Annotated in this window: 16 protein-coding genes; 13 read left to right on the top strand and 3 right to left on the bottom strand. The window is 34.4% G+C overall.

Annotated elements, in window-relative coordinates; genetic code table 11:
* Positions 1–161: 161 nt before the first annotated feature.
* The 3 genes from BUB05_RS06215 to BUB05_RS06205 form a co-directional block, all read right to left on the bottom strand.
* Complete coding sequence (locus BUB05_RS06215) at positions 162–2642, bottom strand: pyruvate formate lyase family protein (protein WP_073048690.1); 2481 nt, start codon at positions 2640–2642, stop codon at positions 162–164.
* Positions 2643–2695: 53 nt separating this feature from the next.
* The gene (locus tag BUB05_RS06210; RefSeq protein WP_175548520.1) at positions 2696–3601 is read right to left on the bottom strand and encodes a glycyl-radical enzyme activating protein; all 906 of its coding nucleotides are present in this window, start codon (positions 3599–3601) and stop codon (positions 2696–2698) included.
* A 274-nt stretch (positions 3602–3875) separates the two neighbouring features.
* Positions 3876–5243: a sigma-54 interaction domain-containing protein gene (locus tag BUB05_RS06205; protein ID WP_073048686.1), complete on the bottom strand. Its 1368-nt coding sequence runs from the start codon at positions 5241–5243 to the stop codon at positions 3876–3878.
* A gap of 206 nt (positions 5244–5449) precedes the next feature.
* Between BUB05_RS06205 and BUB05_RS06200 the strand changes: the two genes are divergently transcribed.
* The 13 genes from BUB05_RS06200 to BUB05_RS06135 all read left to right on the top strand — a co-directional run bounded on the left by BUB05_RS06200 (position 5450) and on the right by BUB05_RS06135 (position 24043).
* A complete protein-coding gene (locus tag BUB05_RS06200; protein WP_094762757.1) occupies positions 5450–6415 on the top strand; it encodes an alpha/beta hydrolase in 966 nt (321 codons plus the stop codon).
* Positions 6416–6435: 20 nt separating this feature from the next.
* Positions 6436–7275: an SDR family NAD(P)-dependent oxidoreductase gene (locus BUB05_RS06195; RefSeq protein ID WP_175548519.1), complete on the top strand. Its 840-nt coding sequence runs from the start codon at positions 6436–6438 to the stop codon at positions 7273–7275.
* Between the two features lie 247 nt (positions 7276–7522).
* Entirely contained in the window at positions 7523–8779 is a 1257-nt protein-coding gene (locus BUB05_RS06190; protein WP_073048682.1) for an MFS transporter, read from the top strand.
* 737 nt (positions 8780–9516) lie between these two features.
* Positions 9517–10800, top strand: a complete 1284-nt coding sequence (locus tag BUB05_RS06185; RefSeq protein ID WP_073048680.1) for an EAL domain-containing protein — start codon at positions 9517–9519, stop codon at positions 10798–10800.
* A gap of 771 nt (positions 10801–11571) precedes the next feature.
* Positions 11572–14592, top strand: coding sequence for an STAND family AAA ATPase (locus tag BUB05_RS06180; RefSeq protein WP_073048678.1), 3021 nt, complete (start codon positions 11572–11574; stop codon positions 14590–14592).
* Positions 14593–14772: 180 nt separating this feature from the next.
* Positions 14773–16038, top strand: coding sequence for a HEPN/Toprim-associated domain-containing protein (locus BUB05_RS06175; protein ID WP_073048676.1), 1266 nt, complete (start codon positions 14773–14775; stop codon positions 16036–16038).
* Between the two features lie 620 nt (positions 16039–16658).
* Positions 16659–16877 carry a hypothetical protein gene (locus BUB05_RS06165; protein WP_094762755.1) on the top strand — a complete coding sequence of 73 codons (219 nt, stop codon included), beginning with the start codon at positions 16659–16661 and terminating at the stop codon, positions 16875–16877.
* Positions 16878–17548: 671 nt separating this feature from the next.
* Positions 17549–18814: an ATP-binding protein gene (locus BUB05_RS06160; RefSeq protein ID WP_073048672.1), complete on the top strand. Its 1266-nt coding sequence runs from the start codon at positions 17549–17551 to the stop codon at positions 18812–18814.
* Positions 18815–19663, top strand: a complete 849-nt coding sequence (locus tag BUB05_RS06155; protein WP_073048670.1) for a DNA-binding domain-containing protein — start codon at positions 18815–18817, stop codon at positions 19661–19663.
* 102 nt (positions 19664–19765) lie between these two features.
* Positions 19766–21007 (top strand): dicarboxylate/amino acid:cation symporter, encoded by a 1242-nt coding sequence (locus BUB05_RS06150; protein ID WP_073048668.1) that lies wholly within the window; start codon positions 19766–19768, stop codon positions 21005–21007.
* A gap of 2 nt (positions 21008–21009) precedes the next feature.
* Positions 21010–21726 carry a cysteate racemase gene (gene cuyB, locus BUB05_RS06145; protein ID WP_073048666.1) on the top strand — a complete coding sequence of 239 codons (717 nt, stop codon included), beginning with the start codon at positions 21010–21012 and terminating at the stop codon, positions 21724–21726.
* Between the two features lie 249 nt (positions 21727–21975).
* The gene (gene alr / locus BUB05_RS06140) at positions 21976–23136 is read left to right on the top strand and encodes an alanine racemase (RefSeq protein WP_073048664.1); all 1161 of its coding nucleotides are present in this window, start codon (positions 21976–21978) and stop codon (positions 23134–23136) included.
* Positions 23137–23317: 181 nt separating this feature from the next.
* A complete protein-coding gene (locus BUB05_RS06135; RefSeq protein WP_073048662.1) occupies positions 23318–24043 on the top strand; it encodes an HAD-IB family hydrolase in 726 nt (241 codons plus the stop codon).
* Positions 24044–24124 lie beyond the last annotated feature (81 nt).

The following is a 24124-nucleotide window of genomic DNA, read 5'->3' as shown; positions in this document are numbered from 1 at the left end:
ATATTTTTATGCCCTCAATGCTGAAATTACTACACTATTTATATAAAATGTTACAAAAATTGAAACCACAATTTTTATAATAAAATTCCTAATTTTCGAATACCATAAACATTCTTTCTGGGAGTATTGATTTCATATTTTTCTCATAAATAAAATTCACCTTACCAAGATGTCTGTTCATTTCTTCTAATAATATCTATCTGACAAGCTTCATTTAGATCAGTAAAGTTTGCATTATAACTTGCAACTCGAACAAGAAGTCCTTTATGCTTTTCCGGATGTACCATTGCATCTCTTAAAATATCTGTAGAAATAATGTTAAACTGTATTTCAAACATATCCAAATCTCTGCATGATTTGATAAATGACACAAATCGATTGATATCCTCATCAGTCTCTACTAATTGTGGGGAGATTCTTTGATTTAAGCAATTACCTAAAGCATTTCTATGAATTGGCAATTTTACATTTGAAAGAATTACAGCAGATGGTCCTAAACGGTCTGCTCCCATGGATGGAGAACTTGTATCAGACAATGGCTCTCCATCTTTTCTACCATTCGGAAGAGCTCCTGTTATTCCGCCCAATGCTGTTGGACTAGAAGAAACAATAGATGAACAAACATATTTACCACCATATCTTGGAAGCAAATCTTTTTTACCATTGATATACTCTATGCTATCACACCATACATCCATCACATAAGCAGCAAAGCTATCGGCATAGTCATCATCATTACCGTATTTTTCTACATCATTCATACACATTTGACGAAGTTCTTCATAGCCTTCCCAGTTATTCTTAAGAGCATCTAATAACTGGTCCCACTCAATATTCTTTTCTTTATATACCAAAGTATCGACAGCGGAAAGTGAATCGGCTGCGTGTGCTAAACCAGCATACCAAATTCCAAAACTATTTTCCCAACATCCACCTTCAATAAGGTCCTTGCCTTTATCAATTGGACCATCCAACAAAATAGAACTGAATGGTGCATGCATATGATCTGCTTGAGCATTCATCTGGACCGTAACACTTTTTGCCACGAGCTCCATCCACCAGAACATTTGCTCCTCGAAAGCGTTTTTGAATTGTTCCATCGATTTGAAGGATTGAGGCTCTCCTGTTTGCGGTCCTAACTGTTCACCAGTGAGTGCACATTTTCCATTATGAATAGTTAATTCTAGCACTTTCGGTACATTTATAATGGAGCAATATGAATGACACATTGTAATATGTGGCAAGAAAGATTCTGTACACCCTGTCGCAACATAGTCTCGCAACTCTTCAATTGGAGCCTCTGGATATGCAACTTTTAGGCATTCCATTTCTTTTTTGTCAAAGAAAAATTTTGGCTTTCCTCTACCTAAACGAACAACTTCAGTTGCTCTTCTTATAAATTTATCATCTGTGCCTTCGTAAATTCGGATACCAATATCTGGATGTTGTAATCCCACCTGTTCTTCTGCATCTAAAACTAGGTAACTAACTTCGTTAACAGCATCTTCTCCTGTTCTTGTCTGTCCACCGATATTAATCTGAGTTGCAAGAGCAAAACCCATCTGAGTGCTTGTATTTGCAAAATTATATAATTCGACGTGTTGATTTGCCTTAACTAAAAATAATTCCATCAATTCCAAAGCAGATTCTCTAGACATTGTTTTATCTTCTAAAATGGTTTTTTGATAGAAAGGCATCATATACTGATCAAAACGCCCCCAACCATTTGATACATTTCGCACATCGCAGAACATAATTACGTATATCATAAAAACAGACTGCAAAGCTTCATGCCATGTTTCAGCAGGTTCTGCTGGAACCTTGGCACAAATTCTTGAAATTTCTAACAATTCTTGTTTGCGTTTTTCGTCTTTTTCAACTTCTGCCTGTTCCTTTGCCAATTTAGAATATCGTTTTGAATAATCAATGGCTGCATCTATTGAAATCAAAGCAGCTTCATAAAAATCTAAACGTTTTTGTTTATTATTCAGAACGTAATCTTTTTCAATTTTTTCTTTATGCCATAAAACCTCTTCTCTGATTCCTTTCAAACCAATCTGAAGTACTTTATTATAGTTATGAACCTGATGTCCACTATCTGTCTGAATCATCAAGTTTGTACAATTTGGTATTGTTGGGGTTTTAGAAACCATTGGACAAGTTTTTTCTCTCACATAATCTTCCATAAGTTCATTCAAAACTAGATTCTGATAAGAATGCTTCTTGAAAAACGGGATAATGACATTCCTCAATTCTTTTCGAGTTTCATCTGGAATAATGAGCTTATCAAACTCTCTTATAGCGTAGTCCATCACAGGATCATCTAATTCTTGATCCACAAAATCAACATATAGTTCTCCCACAAAAGGTGCATAACGAACTCCCTTTGAGATATTCCCTACTAATAATTCATCTGGATTAATGTAAATAGTCTTTTTCTTTAAATAATTCGCAAAAGTTCTAGCTCGCTTAATCACTTGAGCTTCTTCCTTGTTTTCGTTGATAATATCCATTTCTACATAAGCATGTTCCAAGTCGATTCTCGGAATTGTAGATAATGTCAGGTCTATTGCATCCTTAACCCTCTTGGAATACGATTTTTTCAACTTTTCTTCCCATGTGCCGACATTTATTGCACTCATTCAATGTACCTTCCTTTCATTTAATATTCCTTTCTTCTTAATAATCCTAACTTCTAAATAATCTTATATGGTAATTTATAGCTATCCATAACCTCCTTTATAAAATTTAATGTTTTTATTTCCAATTTCAGGTCTGAATTCAAAGGATATTCCAGGCCTAATTTTGCATAACGGTTTGTACCATAATGATGTAATGGTATTATGTGAATTTCTTTCAAAGAGCCTAATTGTTTTGCGACTTTACATATTCCATTTATGTGTTCAGCATCATCATTACATCCAGGAATAATGGGGCAACGCAAATAAAGATCAATTCCGTAATTGTCAACTTTTTTTAAGTTCGTAAAAATTATTGAATTATCTACACCTGTATATTCCTTATGTTTTTGTGAATTGATTTGTTTTAAATCCCATAAAAAGAAGTCAACAAATGGGAGAACTTTCAAAAGATTCTTCCAAGGTACGTATCCTGTAGTATCAATCCCAATAGATATACCATTTGATTTTAATATTTTAAATAGACCTATCATCGAATCATTGACACGATATAATGGTTCTCCACCTGAAAAAGTAACACCACCATCTGAGTTTTTAAAAAACACTTTATCTCTTAGTATGATTTTTGCTAATTCTTCTGAAGTGTAATGCTTTCCTATGATAGTCAATGCATTAGCTTGACATGCAGTCACACAGTCTAAAGTATTTTTACACTTTTCCCAGCAAAGAGTTGTCACCCCATTTTGTATAGTAATCGCACCCTGCTCGCATTTTTCTATACACTTCCCGCATTGAATACATTTTACTGGGTCAAACATTATTTGAGGATTTTCTAATTGAGATTCGGGTGTTGAACACCAAATGCAACTCAATGGGCATCCTTTTAAATGCACCATTGTGCGTAATCCTGGTCCATTTTTAGTCGCAAATTTTGATATTTCAAATACATTTAAGGTACTCACAATATGTTTATCACTCCTTTATTCTGCGCTATATACATTGTTTGGTTGCAAATATTATGCCAAATCTTACACCCTGATTTTCAACTCTTTTAGAAATCTTATTAATGTTTTTTCTATTTTTTTAGAAAAACACTATAAAAAAATAGAATTTAATTGAGGGTGGACGAGCCAAGTTGAATATAAGATTGTATTTTGGTGCAAAAAAATAGCGAGATGGTAAAAACCAATTCGCTATAATAGTTAATTATCGATATCTTTTTAAAATATTTATCTCTTATTTATCTATATCTTCTGTTTTTGTTAAGTTATAATCTTTTAGCTTTTGATATAATCCCGATTGATGGACTTCCAATAACTGAGCAGCCTTTTTTATATCCCAATTGATCATATTAAAGACTTTTTCTAAATATGCTCGTTCCATATCTTTAATTGCACTTTTTAAAGGAAGTATTTCTCTTTCTTGGTTATCAATGAAATATTCTTGAAACATGATATCAGTAGAAAGTAGGCTATTTTGAGATATAAGCACAGTGCGTTCAATGAGATTTCTCAATTCTCTGATATTTCCAGGCCAAGAATACTCCTTCATTTTCTTACGTAAACTAGTTGAAAACATTTTATCAGTTCCATATTTTTTGTTATATTCTTTTAGAAATTTCGATGCAAGTGGTTCAATATCAGCTTTTCGATGACGAAGTGGAGGAATAAACAGTGGTAATACATTTAATCGATAATATAAGTCCTCTCGGAATTTTCCTTCTTTTACCATTTGTTTCAAATCCCTATTTGTAGCACATAGAATTCTCGGATTTACGTTAATTGTTTTACTTCCACCGACTCTTGTAATCTGTTTATTCTCTAGAACGCGAAGAATTTTTGCCTGAATTTTCAAAGATAGTTCTCCAATTTCATCTAAAAACAATGTACCGCCATCTGCTGCTTCAAAATATCCAATTTTACCTTTGTTATTTGCTCCTGTGAAGGAACCAGGTTCATATCCGAAGAATTCTGATTCGGCAATTTCTTCTGGTATAGCAGCACAATTGATTGCAAGAAAAGCGTCATCACTCTGATTACTACATTTATGGATGTAATTTGCAAGAACCTCTTTTCCACACCCGGATTCTCCGTATATAAGAATAGTGCCGTTTGTCGGTGCGATTCTTTTCGCTATACTTAGGAGATTTTTCATCTCTTCACTTTCTGCAATTATAGATAAATCGGAAGAAATATATTCTTTAATGATAGTAAGCATAGTTTTTCGTTCATCATTTACCCACTCTAAAAAAGCATCCATCTTATCATTATTCTGTCCAAAAGAATAAACATACTCTACTGTACCATCCGGATTTAACTCTGGTACGGAATAGATATACATACCTTCTTGCTTGTAATTCTGACAATATAAGTTTACTTGCTCCCCAGTTTCGAGCGCATGCAAACCAGCACTCTCTGTCATTACGCCCTGTTCTATTAAATGATAATAATTGGATTGTAATAATTTTTCCTTTGCTATTCCTAATGTTTCTGCTGCAAAATCATTAGCATATAAGACATCAGCATTTTTGTCTATGATGACGACAGTTCCAGAGTAATGTTCTAAAGCCTTTCGATATAAATCATTTTTTTGAGTATTCGACATAATATATTCACCTCGATTTTAATATTATCATCATATTCTAATATTTTCAATAGACTTTCTAAAATTTTAGACTATAAATCACCTTTTTCCATAAATAGCATCAATTATTCTGATAATTACGCATGAAAGTGTATGGCATGATACTTGCATTATAAAATATTAAATCTATTAATGCTGCTAAAAAAAGCAACCGATTGGAGGACATTATGATGATCAATTATAACTCAAAGTACATTAGCAAGATTCCTGACATCGATTCTGAAGGAAGAGCTGCGAAAGAATATATCCAGTTTTATCGGGATATCGGAAAAGCTTTCTCAGATCCTACTTTGGATATGGCAGAATACCGAAGACTTTTTGAAAAATGGGGTGACTGTAGCAAAGAACCCGGGCAAGTAGACTACATCGATACATCAATAGATGGTGTCAAATGTTTGTGGGCCGTTCCACATAAGTGTGCTGATGATAAAGTCATTATTTGCATACATGGTGGAGGTTATATTTATGGAAATAGATTTTCGCACAGAAAATCTTATGCTCACTTAGCGAAGAAATCAGGGTGCAAAGGACTCATTGTAGACTATAGAAACACTCCTGAAAATGCTTGGCCAGCTCCAGTAGAAGATGTTATCAAAGTTTATAAGTGGCTGTTGGCAAATAATTATAAACCGGAAAATATAGCCATAACTGGAGATTCATGTGGTGGCGCAATGGCACTTACTATACCGCTTTATCTTAAGGAACAAAATTTGCCTATGTTAGCAGCATCAATGCCGATTTGTCCTTGGTGTGATACTATGGCAACTACTCCAATTTATAACCATAATGATAAGGATGTTATGAACACAAAGGAAAGTGTTATATCTTTTGGTATGAGTCTCAAAGATGATGGTTTAGATGTTGAAGATCCACATTTAGCACCAATTCATCTTACGGCAGAACAAATGAAAGGTTTTCCACCTATCTATATTCAGGTTGGAGGTTATGAAAATTTTGTAGATGAATCGGTTATTGTTGCTGATACTGCTTATAAGGCTGGGTTAGATATAAAATTGGATATAGTTGGACATATGCAACACAGCTTTACACAATTAGCTGGAAGCTGTAAGGATGCTGATATTGCTATTGATCGATACGCTGCATGGATAAAACCAATTCTAAAGGTAGAATAAATCTCTGGGAGGATATTATTGTGAACTATTTTTCGATAGAAGAAAATATGAATGGAAAAATTGCATTTGTTACCGGTGGAACCAGTGGTATTGGAAAGACCTGTGTAGAAATGTTTTGTGAAGTTGGCATGAATGTAGTTACCATTGGACGTAGGAATTTACTAGGCAAAAAACTTGAGGAGGATATCAACTCAAAAGGTAAAGGAATTTGTAAGTTTTTAGAATGTGATGTATGTGACGTTAATCGTTTACAAGAAGTTGTTGATGAAACGGTAAAAATATTTGGGAGAATAGATGTCCTTGTTAATTGTGCAGGGATTAATCCTCTTCAAGCAAGGATTGATGAATGGTCAGAAGATGATTTAGACAATATAATCAACGTAAATCTAAAATCCTATCTACTTGCAAGTAAATATGCGATGCCTTATCTCCGTGCATCAAAGGGTAGTATTGTTAATATTGGTAGCGTTCATGGAACGACCTCTGTACAGGGCGCTGTAGGATATGATGCAACAAAAGGTGCTATTGATTCCATAACACGAACAATGGCAATTGATGAAGCATTAAATGGTGTTCGAGTAAACAATGTTAAGCCAGGCTTAATTTCAACTGAAATGCTTGATACATTTGTAGAACAACAATCTGATCCTAAAAGTTACATTAAATGGAATAATGAAATCCAATGGATGGGAAGAGCTGGAAAACCTGAAGAAGTTGCTTATGCTGTATTATTTCTTGCTAGTGATCAAGCTAGCTTTATTACCGGTGCTGAATTGTTTGTTTCTGGCGGCTATGAATATGGAGAAGGGAAAAAAATATTAAATCCTTTTACTAAATGGGATGACCCAAACATTCAATAAAAACCAAAATAAATTTCTTAAAAATTGATTATTCGAATGGTTGAATATTTTAACGGTGTCAAGACTTTAATTAATATTTGATGATAGTTGAGTGATTAAGTCAAGGACTATATCCTTGCTAAAACGAATCAATTGTTCTAACCAAATTATCGCTGCTTGAAAATTATTGAATATTTCAAGTATTATTGCGTGAAAATAAGTAATTCAAATAAACAAAATTAATAAAATATTATATGGAGGTAAATAAATGAATACTAATGAAAAATCTCTTAAAGGTTTCAGGGTGGTAGCAATACTAATGATCTTTTTACAATTATGCAACATGATTGCATATTTATCACCGGCAATTTTGATGGGTGATATTATTGAATCACTAAATATTGATTATACAGTTGCTGGTTTTACAATTACAATTGTTGTAGCAATGTGTGGTGTATGTATGTTTATAGGTAGCTTCGTTCAAGACCACATTGGAACATGGAATACGATTTTTATTTCCCTGATCTTAATAGCTGCAGGTAATTTGCTGACTGCTACATCGACAACTATACTTGTCCTAATGGTTGGACGCGCGGTACTAGGCATTGGTTATGGCTTCAGTCAAACCTCCGCTATTCCAAACATAACCTACTGGTTCAAGGGAAAAGCACAGACGTACATGATTACTATAAACCTTATTGTAACCAGTATTGGTCTTTCACTTGCATATTTGCTTCCTGGCTGGATTAAAACAGCTTTTGGCAGTTGGGAGAGCGTTTACTATGTAATTGCAGTTTTTGCAGCGATTGTTACAGTGCTTTGGTTCATTGCAGGTAAATTATTGCATGCTCCTGGCTTTCCTGAGCGTAAGATGGCAGAGCCAGGGAAGCAGAAAGCGCACGGACAGAGTTCGCTCTTCAAGGCAATTCGCGTAAAACAATACTGGGCAATAACAATTATCTGTGTTTTTATGATGTTTATTAATGTTGTAAACGGTACCTATATGCCCACAATCCTTACTATAGAAAGAGGCTTTTTGCCTGAGATGGCAGTAACCGTAACAAGTATCGTATGCTTTGTTGGCATGTTCGGTTCAATGCTTGGTGGTTTCATAGCCACGCAGACTGGTCGACGAAAGCCAATTATGATTGCAAGTATTTCGATTATGTGGGTGAGTTTGTTTGGGATGCTCATTGCAAATAACACAGTTCTACTTATTGTTGCCGCATCAATCTTCGGTATGTCTGCTATGATGTTTTACCCGCCTCTTACGAGTATGGTAATCGAGACTCAACCTGATTACTCGATTCTTGGCGGTGCTTTTGCACTAACAAATGGTGTAGGTATGATTATATCTCTATTCATACCATCTATTTTCACTAAGCTTTCAGTAGTTACTGGAAGCATGACATCCGCATTTAAAATCTTGTCCGTTATTCTTTTTATTGCTCTTTCGATCGCATTTGCTTTGAAAGAGACGGGTCAAAAAGTTAAGGCAGAAACTGAAATTAGTGAAATATCATAGTACAAAATCATTTAAATCATGTATCTTACGTGACTATTTTTTAAAATATTAATATTACTCTTTGTATTACGAGTTATATGAATTATATATTAGCAAAGAAGGTAGAGAATACAAACCGAGAAGAAACTTTCTTCAGACATCCTATCATAGTCAAGTAGAACTTGCTCCTCTAAGGAGGTATAAATTACTCAACTTCAACAAATTTCAAGAATTATCAAAAGGGATAGGCGCTAAAAAATCAGTGCCTATCTCTTATCTTATTTTCATTATTATGCCCGAATTATTAATAGAAACATAAAAACTAGAAAATTTCATATTGAGTAACATGTTGAATCACAACGTTTCTTACGTTCTATGAAATTCTTATGAATTGTTCTAGGTTAAATAATCTGTTTTTTTACGCATGCATTATGAGGATTCAATTGAATAATGATACAATTAAATTTGATGAAATAGAAGATGAAATTTGTGTTGAATGTATTTTTGATATGGAAATGCAATTGGAAAATAAAATTCATAATGCTTATTTAATTATGACGAATGATGAAGTTATACATTTGCTTACAGAAATAATTAGACAACTCACTTGTTAGAACTACAAATAGTATCACCATATTTTGTAGATAAGCTAACAGTTGAAGAAATTTGCGAAGTAATGAATATTGCTACACCTGATATGTTTTAGCATATTCAGGTGTATTATTAAATATTAACGTTAGAATTGAAAGGAGTTAACGATGGTTTATAATGAACATATAATAAGGAATGGAATTTCAGAATTAAAGAATTCCGAACTATTACTTAGTAGTTTGGATAGAAAAATAAATGATAGCAACACAGATGAATTTTACCTGTTAGCAATTGAAATTGCTAACTTTAATGAAATAAAAAGATACCTTGGTTATTCATATGGCGAAAAATCAATGCAGTATGTTATAGAAAGAGCAAAGGAAATATTCAAAGGATGTGAGTTGTTCTCGGTATATACAAGTGAAGTTTTTATAATTCTTGACGGCATTAGTCTAGAGGAAGCCTACAAAAAAGCAAAGAAACTCATTGGATATTCAAAAATTCCCGTCTTTATTAAAGAAATACCATTAGATGTAAAGATAAACTGTGGCATTGTGAATTATCCATCTGATGGTACAACTTCTGATGTCTTATATCAAAATATTGGAAGGACATTATCACAATGCACTCAAAACAATGGAGAAATATCCATATACAATGAAAATATTACTAAAAAAGTAAAGAGTGACTATATTACAAAGTTGAAATTGTATAGTGCAATAAAGAAAAATGAGTTAAGATTGGTATACTTGCCCAAGTATTGTATTAGAACACAGAAGATAGTAGGTGCTGAGGCTCTATTGAGATGGGATAATATTGACATGAATATAGCTGAAGTTATTGACATCATAGAGCGTAGCAACCTTATAACTCAGCTTACCAGATGGGTTACAAAAAAAGTGATTGAGCAGATGGAGGAATGGATTACAGCAGGTCTTTATACAAAAGTATCGATTAATGTATCACCTAAGGATCTTGAAAATGATGAGTATTTCGATTTTTTAGTAGAATGTATTGAGAATTCAACAGTTGAAGCAAATATGCTTGAGATTGAAATAACAGAAAGGTGTGTATTGGAGAATCAGAAGTCTATAATTGAATTGTTAGGTAAAATGAAGGAATATGGATTTGATATTTCTATAGATGATTTCGGTACAGGATATAATTCCTTTAAAAACTTTTTTACTTTGCCTTATCACAACATCAAAATCGATAAATCTATAATTGAAGATCTTTACAGTGTCGAGAACCTTGCCTTGGTAAAAGAAACTATAAACATATCAAACAAAATGGGTATCGAAGTCATTGCTGAAGGAGTTGAGAAAGAGACAGAGTACAATTTACTTAATGGACTTGGTTGTAACCTAATTCAGGGTTACTACATAAGTAAACCTATTAGTCCAGTTGAATATAAATATATGCTTGTAAAGTATATTGAAGATGTCTGTTAAGATACAGAAATGTATTCATATAAATTTCATAGAACCGAAGAAACGTTATTAATTCAACATTTAACTAAAAAGGTAACGTCCAATAGTGGGTGAAGTAAATCTTCATCTAATTATTAGATTGAAGACAATTGGAAGTACATGTCAATATACGATTGATAACTCCTAATGATATAATATTCAAAAATAAGAGCTAGCCATTCTAAAAGCTGGCTTTTGTTTTAATTACTGACTTGTTAGAGTTTTACAATTGGCATTTTATGAAACCGTTGAAAAATGTGTAAAAAACATTTATGGCATGTTTTGAATGATGATTATTTGGCTTCTACCACCTCTCTAAATAAATCCTAATTGAGAATGAATTCAGTATGATTATTAATTTTAGGCATGCTGATTTTTTATGTGGAAAAGAAGGGTTAATCACCTAGATAAATTTAGATTTATCGGGGAGCTTGTCCTGATGCAATGTAGTCATATGCAATTTCTGATTTGTTATTGTGGATGTATATGATTAGTGGTACAATAGTTATTGGGATATGTTGAAAACGGGGTTGAAGTAGTATTAATATTCTTTAGTGGTATAGTCGCCCTGTTCAGAAATGAGCGGGGTTTTGTTTTTGATATAAAAATAGATTAATGAGTGGAATTTCAACTTATGACATAATAGTAATTTCCGCTTCATTATACGTAGTAAAGTATAGTGATGAATTGGAAAAGTAATGTAATGATAAATCATTTTATCAATAATAAATAATACAAATGGGAGGTAAGTGCGTGAAGTTACAAATTTTGCATTTGAGTGATTTACATATTGATGGATTAAATGCTGCACATGAAATTAAGGTGGATAAAATAGAGAATGCATTGAATTCCACAGAAAATGCAGATGAATTCATAGTTTTAATGAGTGGTGATTTGGCAGCCAACGGAAAAAATTATGAATATAAATGTGTGGGAAGTTTGTTGGGGGCAATATTCAAAAGATTTGGAAGAGGTAAGTTTTATGGAAAACATTTTGAATTTGTGTGTACTCCAGGAAATCATGACATGAATTTTAATCAATTGACTAGAGGATATAAAGAAATTACGGAAGCTACAGAAAGTGATAGTTTAAGCGCTATAATCAATAAAGACATTGACGCAATGGATGCTTTTTGGAAATTCTCTAAAGATAGAAAATGTTTTGTAGATAATAAAAGTGTATCAAAACAGGTATTTGAATATGATAAACATAGAGTGGGATTCATTATGGTTAATAGTGCTCCACTCTCATTATTGGGTGGAAATGCTCAAGATATGGGTATACATTATTTGACAGAAGATCAATTAAAAGAGATAGAAGATGCTACAGAAGCAGAGATTAACATTCTTGTAATGCATCACAGTATAGAATGGTTTACAAGTTCCTGTAAAGAAAGATTGAGAAGTATAATTTCAAGAAAATATGCTCTTTTGCTGACAGGTCATGAGCATGAGCCAGTTGGAGAAAGTAGAATGATTAATGTAAATGGAAGTATTCAATGTGTTCAGGGAAATGCATTACGTGGATATAGTAAAGAAGGTAATGGATTTTGTGAAGTAACTATGGATTTAGCTGAAAACACAATGAAGGCACAATCATTCATATGGGAAGAGGATTTATACATTTCTAAGACAATATTAAACAGCAATATAAAGAAAACATTTCATGGAGATATTCAGATTTCACCTGAATTTTTAACTGAATTAGAATATGATAATAATAAAAATAGAATTGATGAGTATTTCGTATTCCCGAGCTTAACATATAACATATATACTGAAGCAGAAGAGATTGAAAAGCACGATATTGAAAGAGAAGAGGAATTAATAGAACTTATTGAAACAAATAATAGAATAGTTATTAGAGGTGAACAAAAGTCAGGGAAGACAATATTGGCAAGGAAAATATTTCAGAAACTATTTTATTTAGGAAAAACTCCATTATTGTTAACCGCTAGTGAAATAACAAAACTGAAAATGAGTAAGGCAGTATTGAATGCTTTCAATGAACAATATTTATCAGAAAAGAATGCATATGAAAGATTTTTACAATTACCAAAGGGGAAAAAAGTAGTATTGTTAGATGAGGCTGATTTGATTAACAAAAAAACTTTCAACAGATTGATGCAGTATCTTGAAAATAACTTTAGTACAATTATTGTTTTTTGCGAAGAAAAGATAAATTTTGACATCCGAAATCAAGTAGTAGATGCTCTAGTGGATGAAAAAACTATACAAATGTCAATAAAACCGTTCTTGTATCTTAAGAGAAAGGAATTAATTAGTAATGTTTTACATAACGGCTCTAGTGGTATTGAAAATATTGATAAAGAAGTAAGAAAAATTAATGAGTTGATTAATGTGCAAGTTAAGTATTTCAATTTAAGTCCAGAATTCATAATTCACTTTGTTCGTCAATACGAAAAAGATTATCGATTTCAGTTTTCATCAGGAATGAATGTTTTTAATATTGTTTATGAAAGTTCAATAAAAAACAAAATTATTAACAATTCGAAAAGTATTAACCCAACACTGGTGCTGAATGTATTACGTGAACTTGCATATTATATGCATTTTAATAAAATTCAGTTTGTGAAGTATGAAGAAATTTTAAATGTTATTAAAGAATACAATGAAGCATATAGGCAAAATATCAGTGTTCGATTATTTGTTGACGCTGCATTGAATTCAAAGATACTGGTTGAAACAGTTAATGAGTTTAGATTTAAAGATCATGCTTTAGTGGCATATTTTGTTGCTCAAGCGTTAAATCAAAAATATAATCATGGAGAGCATATAGATGACAATTTGGATTCGCTATTAAAAAATTTATGCTTTAGTATAAATAGCGACATAGTTTTATTTTTAGCACTTATTACTAACAATCCCAAATTTATTAATGTAATAATTGAAGGTGCAAAAAATCATTTTAACGAGCAAGAAGAATTAAGTTTTGATAAGGAGAATGTTAAATTTCTTTTGAATACTAATATTCCAGTCAAAAAAACATTACCTACAGAAGAAGAAAGGATAGAGAGAGAAGCTTTAATTACAAAACAAGAGGAGGAGGTTCGTCTTTCAGATTTAATAGAATTAGTAAATGAATATGATTATACAGAAGATGATTTGCTTAAAATTGAGAATCAAGTTATGATATCTTTTAAATATTTGGAAATTTTATCTAAAGCATTGCCTGCATTTTGCCAAAATATGAAGGTGAATCAACAAGATAGACTTGTAGAATTAATTTACAAATGCCCAAATCAATTTTTATTCATGTTGTTAAAAGATATCGGTGAGAATTTTGATGAATTTACGCAAATGCTTTATGATGATGTATCTGAATTAAGACGTGAAAAGAATATAGCTAAAGTTAATATTGAAAGCGTTAAGCAGATGGTAGAACAGATTTCATCAGGGCTAGTAGTTACACTATATCAATTTATTGCAGGCATAAGCGTTTCAGAACAGAGTATTAGTGCATTAAATGCCTTTGATTATAAAGAAAATTCAAATTATCAATTAATGAATTTAATTATGCAATCATCATCTGATAATGTAAATTTGTTCTCTAGAAGAGCTCAAAAACTTGATAAAGAATTAGATAAAAAACTTGAAAAATCTATAATAAAGTATGCTGTTAGGAATTTCTTTCTTAGAAATAATGTAGAGATATATGGAGAAGCACAATCCTTATTAGATCACTTTTTTAGGGGACAATATAAACAAAAAATAAAGATGGAAATGGTGAAAAAAAGACTAACTGACAACTAAATATCTTTCAGTAAGCTTCTATAAATAATGAGAGGCATCGGTACCCATTAAAATGATAGTATGAGTTATTTGTAATCGAACATTTGGAGGATGGAATTACCCATATAAATTGAAAGCTGTATTGTGTTTTTTAAAAAAACTATTAACAGAATTAATAAATAAATTGAAATGGAAGGTAAAATGGGATCATATTGCGAATTATCAATCAATGGAATTGAACTTTATGCAAATAAAAATTATTTCGATGAAGTAATTTTGAATATGTTTTCACCTAATGAAATAGTAACTGAGAGAATAGAAATAGATGGTGAATTTATAGACATTCATTTATTAAGAACAACCGTAAAAAAAGCAAAAAGACGTTTTGAAATATTAGGTTGCAGTGAAAAGAAATTAAAAGAGTATTTTGTTAAAGGCGTTGATTATATGAAATATGAATATGACTCCTCTAAAATTGATTTAAATAAATTAGATCCAATAGAATTAGAAGAATTTAATTACTATAAACAATTAACCTTTGATAATTATAATGATGCTATAAAAAAAGTATTAAGTTATGAAAATTTGGACTATTATGAAACTGGAATTTTCAATAAATTTATAGAATTAGAGACTAACATATTAACGAAACATATAATTAATAAATTAAAAAGTGGCCACTATCTTAATCCCTTTTTTTGGAATGGTATTTATGAAAATGAAGAACATATAATAAATCCCATGCTAGATTTATATATTTGTTTATTTAATTCAAAAGAACAATATATTGTAGAATTTGATTTGACAAGTATAATAAACGGAGGTTGGATTGAAGAATCAGATATAACTAATTATTATAAAAATTTTGATAATACTACAATAATAATGGCGGAAGGAAAAACAGATATTAAAGTAATTTCAAAAAGTCTTGAAATATTATATCCAGAATATAAACACCTGTATTCATTTTTTGATTTTGAAAATTCAAAATCTGAAGGAAGTGCATCCAACTTAACAAGAATAATAAAAGCATTTTCCGCAGCAAAGATATATAATAATAGAATTATTGCAATTTTTGATAATGACACAGCCGCTGAAGTAGAAGTTCAACACCTAAAAGATATTCGACTTCCGAGTAATATTTTGATAATGAAATTACCAATACTTGATTTTTGTAAACTATACCCAACTATTGGACCAACTGGAAATGCAGATATTGATATTAATAATTTAGCGGTGAGCATAGAATTATTTTTTGGAGATGATATCATAAAAACTGATACAAAATATTCTCCGATTTTATGGTCTAATTACGTACATAAATTAAAAAGATATCAAGGAAGTATTTCAAATAAAGATGAAGTAATTAAAAAAATGTATGAAAAACTAAATAATCCTAATCCTGAAAAACAGGATTGGAGTAAATTAGTGATACTTTGGGAATCTATTTTTAAACAAAAGTTTTAAAGCCCTGGTGCCTGTTCAATGACTTTTTGAGTTGTTTTGTCATACCATTAATTGAAAAGCTTCATGGAAATTGTTTATTAGATTTAAACGAACAAGTTAGTTTATAATCGTTATTATAATTTAAATAAGGATGAGGTAGAATTATGAGTTTAAAGTATAAGGATCTAGTTAATAAATCAGATGATGAGATTATCAAATTGTATGATGAAACTGCTCTACATACAAGTGTTGGGTTGAATTATTTTACAGCTGAATTAGAAAGGCGTAGTAATGACAAGAAGGATAAAGTCATGATTAAGTGTACTAAACAGATAACTATAATGACTTTTGTTATGACAATTGCAACATTAGTTAATGTATACATCGCTATTATCAAATGATACCGTGTACTAATAGTAGATAGTATACTGGTGATGTTTACTACCTCCACGACAAATTGAAATTTAGATGAAAATAAGCTTTTAAAGCAAATTGTATCTAAATATCCGAAGAGAGAACAGATGCAGGTATTAGAGTTAATACTTGAGGATATTAAATGATATAAATTTTAATTATTGATGCGAGGCTACGGATTGTAATAATATTTAAATTATTGCTATTAGAAAATTATGGAGAGAATAATGCTTTATTCTAACAAAGATGATATTAAAAACTGTAAAGAAATTGTTCGCAGCGAGATAAAGAATCGAGGATTAGATCAACTTAATGGGATTATAGAAATAATTGTTGAAGACATTATGAATATTACATATGCAAAAGGTGGAGGGTATTCAAAAGACACGCTCAAGTCTTTTGCAGAAGTTTACTTTGATGAATACATGTATAGTAATTTATTATAGTATCAATTTACTAAGAGGATGTATTTACATTCCATAATAGATAGTAGATAGTGATTCGCGATACAATTATTATAACGAAGGAAGTGGCTAAATACGAAGATGCATTTAACCACTTTTTAACCATTGGGTTTTATATAGAAGCAATTAGGACAAATAGTATTCGCTTTATATATGTTGAAATATCAACAAATTTGAATGTTTGACAATCTCTTAATATGGAATGTTCGACTCCCTTCATCCGCACCAAAGAATGAGCATCTTCTACAAATAGTAGGAGATGCTTATTTATTTACAATAAATGGAGTCGAACGACGAAGAGCGCCGACCGAATAGGGAGGAAAAAGCGATGAGACCGGCCCTGAGAGTGAAGCGCAGCGAAACGGCGGAGGACTCCCTTCATCCGCACCAAGAAATCAGTATCCTAATCTCAATGATCAGGATACTTTTTTATTGCACAAAAAGGAGTCGGACGACGAAATAAATACGACCTATTCGACCGCGAGCGAACGCAATCGAAAATATAGTATAATTGAAAATATAATAATTTGAATTATATTATATAGGATGCAGTGAAACAATACATCAAGAAGTGATTATATCTTTCAATTATGGTAAAATGAATATATCTAGTTGTAAAACATAAATCCTTAACATATGAAAGGTGTGCAATTATGGGAAACAGCAGAAAAATTAGAAATATCTTCATGATAAACATCATAGCAGTATTCATGGGACAGTTCTACATAGGGCCGTCGAGCACAGGCTTCAGGCTGACCCTTGCAGTCCTTTTCATGTCGCTGTTCCTTTTGTATTTCAGGGACTACAGCATAATGGCCATTACTCTGTCAATAGGTGTTTCGACCTTCCTTTTCAGGTCTGTAATATATTTTCTGGGTCATGATGCACCTTGCCGGGCAGTTCTGATGCTGTACCTTCCGGTTATTTCATATTACCTTTTCTTCGGTGTGCTCTTCAAGGTACTTGCCATAAGAAAGATTGCAGGCAACCCTGTAAGCCTTTTTCTCAATCTGTGGATATGTGATGCCATACCCAATATCATAGAAGCGTCGTTAAGGAAATCCTGGCAGAGCGTTTCCTTCAACGAGCTCATAATAACCATAGTACTTGTAGGTCTTGTGCGTACCTTTATTATAGTAGTGGTATACAATGTGGGGAATAGGTACATTTCCAGACTTCAAAGGAATGAGAGGGAAAAATACTACAGGGAAATCATCATATTCATTTCAAAGCTGAAAACTGAGCTTTTCCTGTTGAAGAAGTCAAGGCAGGATATAGAAGATGCGGTATCATATGTACACAATCATTACGATTCCATTGAGGACGAGGAAGTCAAGGGTCCCCTCCTTAAGGTGGCAAAGGATCTCCATGAGATAAAAAAGGACTATCTCAGGGTAATTGCAGGAATGAACAGCATATTCACCATGGATTCCAAGGAAAGGTATATGAGTATAAAGGACATATTGTCAATTGTGAAAGACAACCTTGAAAAGCTCAGCGCTGAAAGGAACAAGAAAATTGTTGTCAGCACGAATTACGATAAAATATTTCTGACATCGGAGTACTACACGCTGATTTCAATGCTCAACAACCTTACCGTCAACAGTCTTGATGCCATATCTTCATTCGGTGCCATAGACATTAAGTGTCGGATGGATGAGGGCTGCATAACAATGGAAGTTAGGGACACGGGAGAAGGAATCAAACAGGAGAAGCTGGAGCTCATATTCGATACGGGCTACACCACGAAATACAACAAGGAAACGGGGGAAATGTCGACTGGATTGGGACTTTCCCATATTAAGAGCCTTATGGATGAATATTACGGAGGCACAGTGGAAGTGGAATCTGAAAAGGGAAAGGGTACCTGTTTTATTCTGAAATTCCCGAAGGATAAAATAATGAAAGAAGGTGGCTAGATGAACAGCATTTGCATAGTGGATGATGATTCCAGCATCGTTAATATTCTAAAGGATATAATCACAGATCATTTTGATGATGTTACTATATATACGGCACAATCAGGTGCTGAAGCAATTGAGACCATCAATGAACATAGACCCGACATACTTTTGCTTGACTATCTAATGCCTGATTATGACGGTCTTCAGGTCTTGAGGAATATAAAGCCTGAAAGCAGGCCTTTAGTAATCATGATATCGGAAGTCTCGGACAAGCAGATGATTGGCAAGGCCTATGATGAAAAGATATCTTTCTTCATTACAAAGCCTATAAATGTAATAGAGGTTGTTTCGGTTCTAAAAAAGGTTATGGAGCACTACAATCTAAGAGTAGCCTTCAGCCAGTTCGAATCGGTAATCAAGGGAATAAAGAAGCCGGAGGTTGTCAAATCTAGAGGAAAGAACGATGTTCAAAAGCTTAAGTCTTTATACAGCAAGCTTGGCCTTTCGGGGACCAGCGGATACGACGACTTGATCCAGGCGGTCATCTGGGCGAAGAACCAGAATGATGACTATACCTTGATGGAGCTATACATGGCTCTCTTGGAAGATGAAGAGGACCAGAACCTCTATGCCCTTAAGAAAAGGATAAGACGGATAGTAACCAAGGCCTTTAAGTCCATGGCGGCTCTTGGCATAGAAGACAACTTGAATCCTGTATATGACGAATATGCCCTTCAGCTTTTCGACTACGGCGAGCTGAGGAAGGAAATGCAGTACCAGCAGGGTCTTGGAAAAGACCAGGGAAAGATAAACATCAAACAGTTCATTGAAAGCAGCATAGTATTGATTCAGGAGATGCAATAATCGGCGATATAATGAATATTTGTCTTTATTTGTCTCTTTGTGTCTCAATCTGTCTTGTTCCTCCTAAAATAAGCTAACGATATTTTGAGGAGGAATTTTTTAATGAAGAAATTGCAACTAACAACTAAAATTTTTATCGGACTTATACTTGGTGTCATCGTTGGAATGCTGCTTCAGGGTAATCCCGACATAGCAGTGAAATTTATAAAGCCATTCGGAACTCTATTCCTGAATCTGATCAAGATGATCATCGTTCCCTTGGTATTCTCGTCTCTAATAGTAGGAGCAGCCAGCATAGGCGACCCGAAATCGCTGGGACGAATTGGAGGAAAAACACTTGGCTACTATATGGTTACAACGGCAATAGCCGTAACAATAGGCCTTGTTCTATCAAAGGTGTTCACTCCTGGCGCGGGACTAACAATACCTGTAGATGCAACTGCTGAAGCGGTTGAAGCACCGGCACTTGTTGATACATTGATCAATATCATACCAAAGAACCCTCTTCAGGGAATAGTAAGCGGAAACATCCTTCAGGTAATTGCATTTGCACTGTTCATGGGAATCGGATGTACTGCCCTTCCTGATGATAAGTCAAAGCCTTTCATAGCTTTCTTCGACAGTGTTGCTGAAATCATGTACAAGATAACTGCATTCATAATGATGCTTGCACCTTTCGGCGTATTTGCACTTATAGTGCCTGTTGTTGCCACTTACGGACTTGATGTATTGCTTCCCCTTGCCAAGGTAATTGTAGTTGTATACATTGGATGCATCCTTCATGCATTAATCACTTATTCAACTGCTGTCAAGCTGTTTGCTAAAATCGGTGTTTCCAAGTTCTTCAAGGGAATCGCACCTGCTGCAGTAACAGCCTTCAGTACTACGAGTTCTTCGGGAACACTACCTGTTACAATAAGTTCGACAAGAGAAAACCTGGGTGTATCTGAAAGGATATCATCATTTGTACTTCCTCTTGGAGCGACAATCAACATGGACGGAACAGCTCTTTATCAGGGTGTATGCGCACTTTTCCTTGCACAGGTATATGGAATCGATTTGACACTTGGCCAGATGATGACTATCGTATTGACTGCAACACTGGGATCAATCGGTACTGCAGGGGTACCGGGAGCAGGATTCATCATGCTTACACTTGTACTTCAGTCGGTAGGACTTCCACTTGAAGGTCTTGTATTGATTGGCGGAATCGACAGAATACTGGATATGGCTAGAGCATCACTGAATGTAATAGGAGATGCTTCTTGTGCAGTGGTTGTAGCTGCAACTGAAAACGAAATAGACTTTGATTTGGCATCCGAAAAGGTTGCACTGGCTGAATAATCATGGAACCCATCATAGGCATCATAGGAGGAATGGGGCCAAAGGCAACACTGGATTTTTACGGAAAGCTCCTGAAAAATTTTGGAGCCACTACTGACCAGGGGCACCCTCGCGTACTCATTGACAGCAATACAAAGGTTCCCGATCGAACGACATATATTCTTAATGGAGGACAGAATCCTCTGCCTGAGCTTGTAAAATCCGCCAAGGTTTTGATAGATGGCGGAGCGACCATACTTGCAATGCCCTGCAATACTGCCCATTATTTCTATACGGGGATAGTGGAGGCTATTGACAACGAAAGCATAACCTTTATTCACATGATTGATGAAACCGGAAGATACCTTAAGAGAAACAATATTGACAGGGTGCTTCTATTGGCAACCCAGGGTACATATTCCACCAATCTGTATCAGAAGGCTCTTAAAAACCATGAAATCGAAGTTGTGGTGCCAAATGAATCGATACAGAATGATTTGATGAAAATGATCTATGACCTTAAAAAGGGCAGGGACAGATTCGAAAAGGAAGAGCTTGTACATATAATTGAAGAAGCAAGGAGACTGGAACTCAAGGGAATAGTCCTTGGATGCACGGAACTGCCTCTGATCTTCGAATCGGCGGGAATGTCCGACCAGGCAGTGGATGCAACAAGTGTACTGGTTCAGGCAACCATAGATGAATTCTACAAAAAATCAATGACCGTCAAAAAAATTTAAATCTGCAGTCGGCAAAGATAATCCCCCATCATGATTCATATAAAAATTGTGCCGACTGATAATCAGGCTGCGGAAAACATGGAAACGTGTTTTCCGCAGCTTTTTGTCTTTAAACTCTTGAAACAATGTTTCTAAAAAAGCCAAACTTATGTTGACATTTGGCTGTGATGCAGTAAAATGTAGATAAGGTTGCCAGTAGAGCAGCTGTAAAAAATCAAATTTTCAATAAAATTCAAGAGGTATAAGAAAATGATAAAGAGACCGGCATGGGTTGAGGTGAATCTGGACAATGTAGTCCACAATCTCAACGAAGTGAAAAGAGTTGTAAAAGAAGGTACAAAGATATGTCCCGTAATAAAGGCTGATGCCTACAAGCAGGGAGTAATGGAGATAGCGAAGACATATATTGACGAAGGCGTTGATATGCTTGCAGTGGCAGTTCTTGATGAAGCACTGGAAATCAGGAAGGAACTTAAGGATATTCCGGTTCTGGTTCTTGGATATACTCCCGAGGAAGCTTACGGGCTTGCAATTGAAAACGATATCATCCTGACCATTTATACATATGAACAGGGTGTGAAAATTAATGAAAAATGTGAAGAATTGGATAGATATGCAGCTCTTCATATCAAGGTTGAGACCGGAATGAACAGGTTGGGATTCCTTCCTACAGAAAAGAGCAGGGACGAGATACTGGAGCTTAAGAAGCTTCAAAGGCTTGGAATTGAAGGCATATACACCCATATGGCAAGGGCCGATGAATTTGACAAGACTATAGCAAAAAGCCAGCAGAAGAGATTTAATGATTTCTATGACATGCTTGTTGACAAGGGTCTTGAAATACCGACGAGGCATATTTCAAACAGTGCTTCAATTATAGATCTTCCGGATTTCAACTATGAAATGGTAAGGCCGGGCATAATGCTTACTGGACTCTATCCTTCAGATGAGGTGGATAGGTCTGATGTGAAGCTTAAACAGACAATCACTCTAAGGGCAAAGATAGCTCTTGTGAAGACGATAGAAATGGGTGAAGGAATCAGCTACGGTCACACGTTTGTCACCCACAAGGAAATGAAGGTGGGAACATTACCTCTCGGATACGCTGACGGCTTTTCAAGACTTCTTTCTGGAAAGATGGAAGTTTCCGTCAATGGTGTGAGGTGCAGGATTCTGGGACGAATCTGCATGGACCAGTGCGTCGTTGACCTTACGGACGTGCCGGATGCCAGGATAGGCGACGAGGTGATCATCTACGACGACAACAGGGCAAACGGCCTCAACATAGACCAGGTGGCAGAGCTTCTCGGCACAATAAACTACGAGATAGTCACAATGCTTGACAGAAGGCTTCCAAGGGTTTATACGAGGAATGGAGAGGAAGTTGGACTTAGGAATTATCTGGTGTAGCTGAGATTAATCAAAAATAATGAAATGGAAACCGGGTTGGGCATGATTTTAGCATGCTCCGTCCGGTTTTTTTATTTGTGGACTTCTATGTAGAAACTAAAACAAACCCTGGGAACATCAATGAAGTCGATTTGCAAATACAAATATGGTATAATAAACAGAAAAACATCAGGAGGAGACTATGGGAATAACAGCTGCTTTTTTTGATATAGATGGAACCCTTTACAGGGAGGGGCTAATAACCGCTACCTTCAAGAAGCTTGTGAAGTCGGAACTCATTGACCAGCACAGGTGGTTCAACGAGGTAAAGGAGAAATACGACAAGTGGGACAAGAGAAGGGGAAACTATGACGACTATCTTCTCAAGATAGCCGAGATATACATGGATGCAACCATAGGACTCCACAGATCACAGATTGAATTCATAGCCAAGAAGGTCGTTGAGCAGAATGGAGACAGGGTATACAAATATACGAGGGACAGGATACGCTGGCACAAGGACATGGGTCACAAGGTCATTACAATATCGGGTTCCCCCGAGGAGCTAGTGAAGGAAATGGCAGAGATGCACGGCTTCCACGACTATATAGGAACAAAATACGAAAAGGACGAAAACGACTGCTTTACTGGCAAGATAATGCCAATGTGGGACAGCAAAAACAAGATACATGCCATTGAGGATTTCATTGAAAAATATGACATTGACCTGTCAAAATCCTACGCCTACGGAGATACGGCAGGGGACTACTCCATGCTTTCAATAGTAGGACATCCCACGGCTGTAAACCCCACCAAGGAGCTCCTTTCAAAGCTGAGGTCCAACGAGGAAACAAGGGACAAGACCGACATAGTAGTGGAGAGGAAGGACATGGTTTATCGCCTTGATTTCACCAAGGTTGATTTTTGAAAATAGTACAAAAATAATTAAATATAGTCAAGTAATACAAAACGCTGAAAAGAATTATGGATTTTAGTGAGGTCTCGACTT

Origin of the sequence: Dethiosulfatibacter aminovorans DSM 17477 (assembly GCF_900142005.1) — a bacterium.
GTDB classification, from domain to species: domain Bacteria; phylum Bacillota; class Clostridia; order Tissierellales; family Dethiosulfatibacteraceae; genus Dethiosulfatibacter; species Dethiosulfatibacter aminovorans.
The sequence above is the reverse complement of the archived record's forward strand: the minus strand, read 5'-3'. Positions and strand labels throughout refer to the sequence as shown.

Bases quoted from the DNA above. Each gene is read 5' to 3' on its own strand.
- BUB05_RS06150 (WP_073048668.1), top strand. From the start codon at position 19,766: ATGAAGAAATTGCAACTAACAACTAAAATTTTTATCGGACTTATACTT.
- BUB05_RS06135 (WP_073048662.1), top strand. From the start codon at position 23,318: ATGGGAATAACAGCTGCTTTTTTTGATATAGATGGAACCCTTTACAGG.
- BUB05_RS06160 (WP_073048672.1), top strand. From the start codon at position 17,549: ATGGGAAACAGCAGAAAAATTAGAAATATCTTCATGATAAACATCATA.
- BUB05_RS06165 (WP_094762755.1), top strand. From the start codon at position 16,659: ATGCTTTATTCTAACAAAGATGATATTAAAAACTGTAAAGAAATTGTT.
- BUB05_RS06175 (WP_073048676.1), top strand. From the start codon at position 14,773: ATGGGATCATATTGCGAATTATCAATCAATGGAATTGAACTTTATGCA.
- cuyB (WP_073048666.1), top strand. From the start codon at position 21,010: ATGGAACCCATCATAGGCATCATAGGAGGAATGGGGCCAAAGGCAACA.
- BUB05_RS06200 (WP_094762757.1), top strand. From the start codon at position 5,450: ATGATGATCAATTATAACTCAAAGTACATTAGCAAGATTCCTGACATC.
- BUB05_RS06155 (WP_073048670.1), top strand. From the start codon at position 18,815: ATGAACAGCATTTGCATAGTGGATGATGATTCCAGCATCGTTAATATT.
- BUB05_RS06205 (WP_073048686.1), bottom strand. From the start codon at position 5,243: ATGTCGAATACTCAAAAAAATGATTTATATCGAAAGGCTTTAGAACAT.
- BUB05_RS06215 (WP_073048690.1), bottom strand. From the start codon at position 2,642: ATGAGTGCAATAAATGTCGGCACATGGGAAGAAAAGTTGAAAAAATCG.
- BUB05_RS06185 (WP_073048680.1), top strand. From the start codon at position 9,517: ATGGTTTATAATGAACATATAATAAGGAATGGAATTTCAGAATTAAAG.
- BUB05_RS06190 (WP_073048682.1), top strand. From the start codon at position 7,523: ATGAATACTAATGAAAAATCTCTTAAAGGTTTCAGGGTGGTAGCAATA.
- alr (WP_073048664.1), top strand. From the start codon at position 21,976: ATGATAAAGAGACCGGCATGGGTTGAGGTGAATCTGGACAATGTAGTC.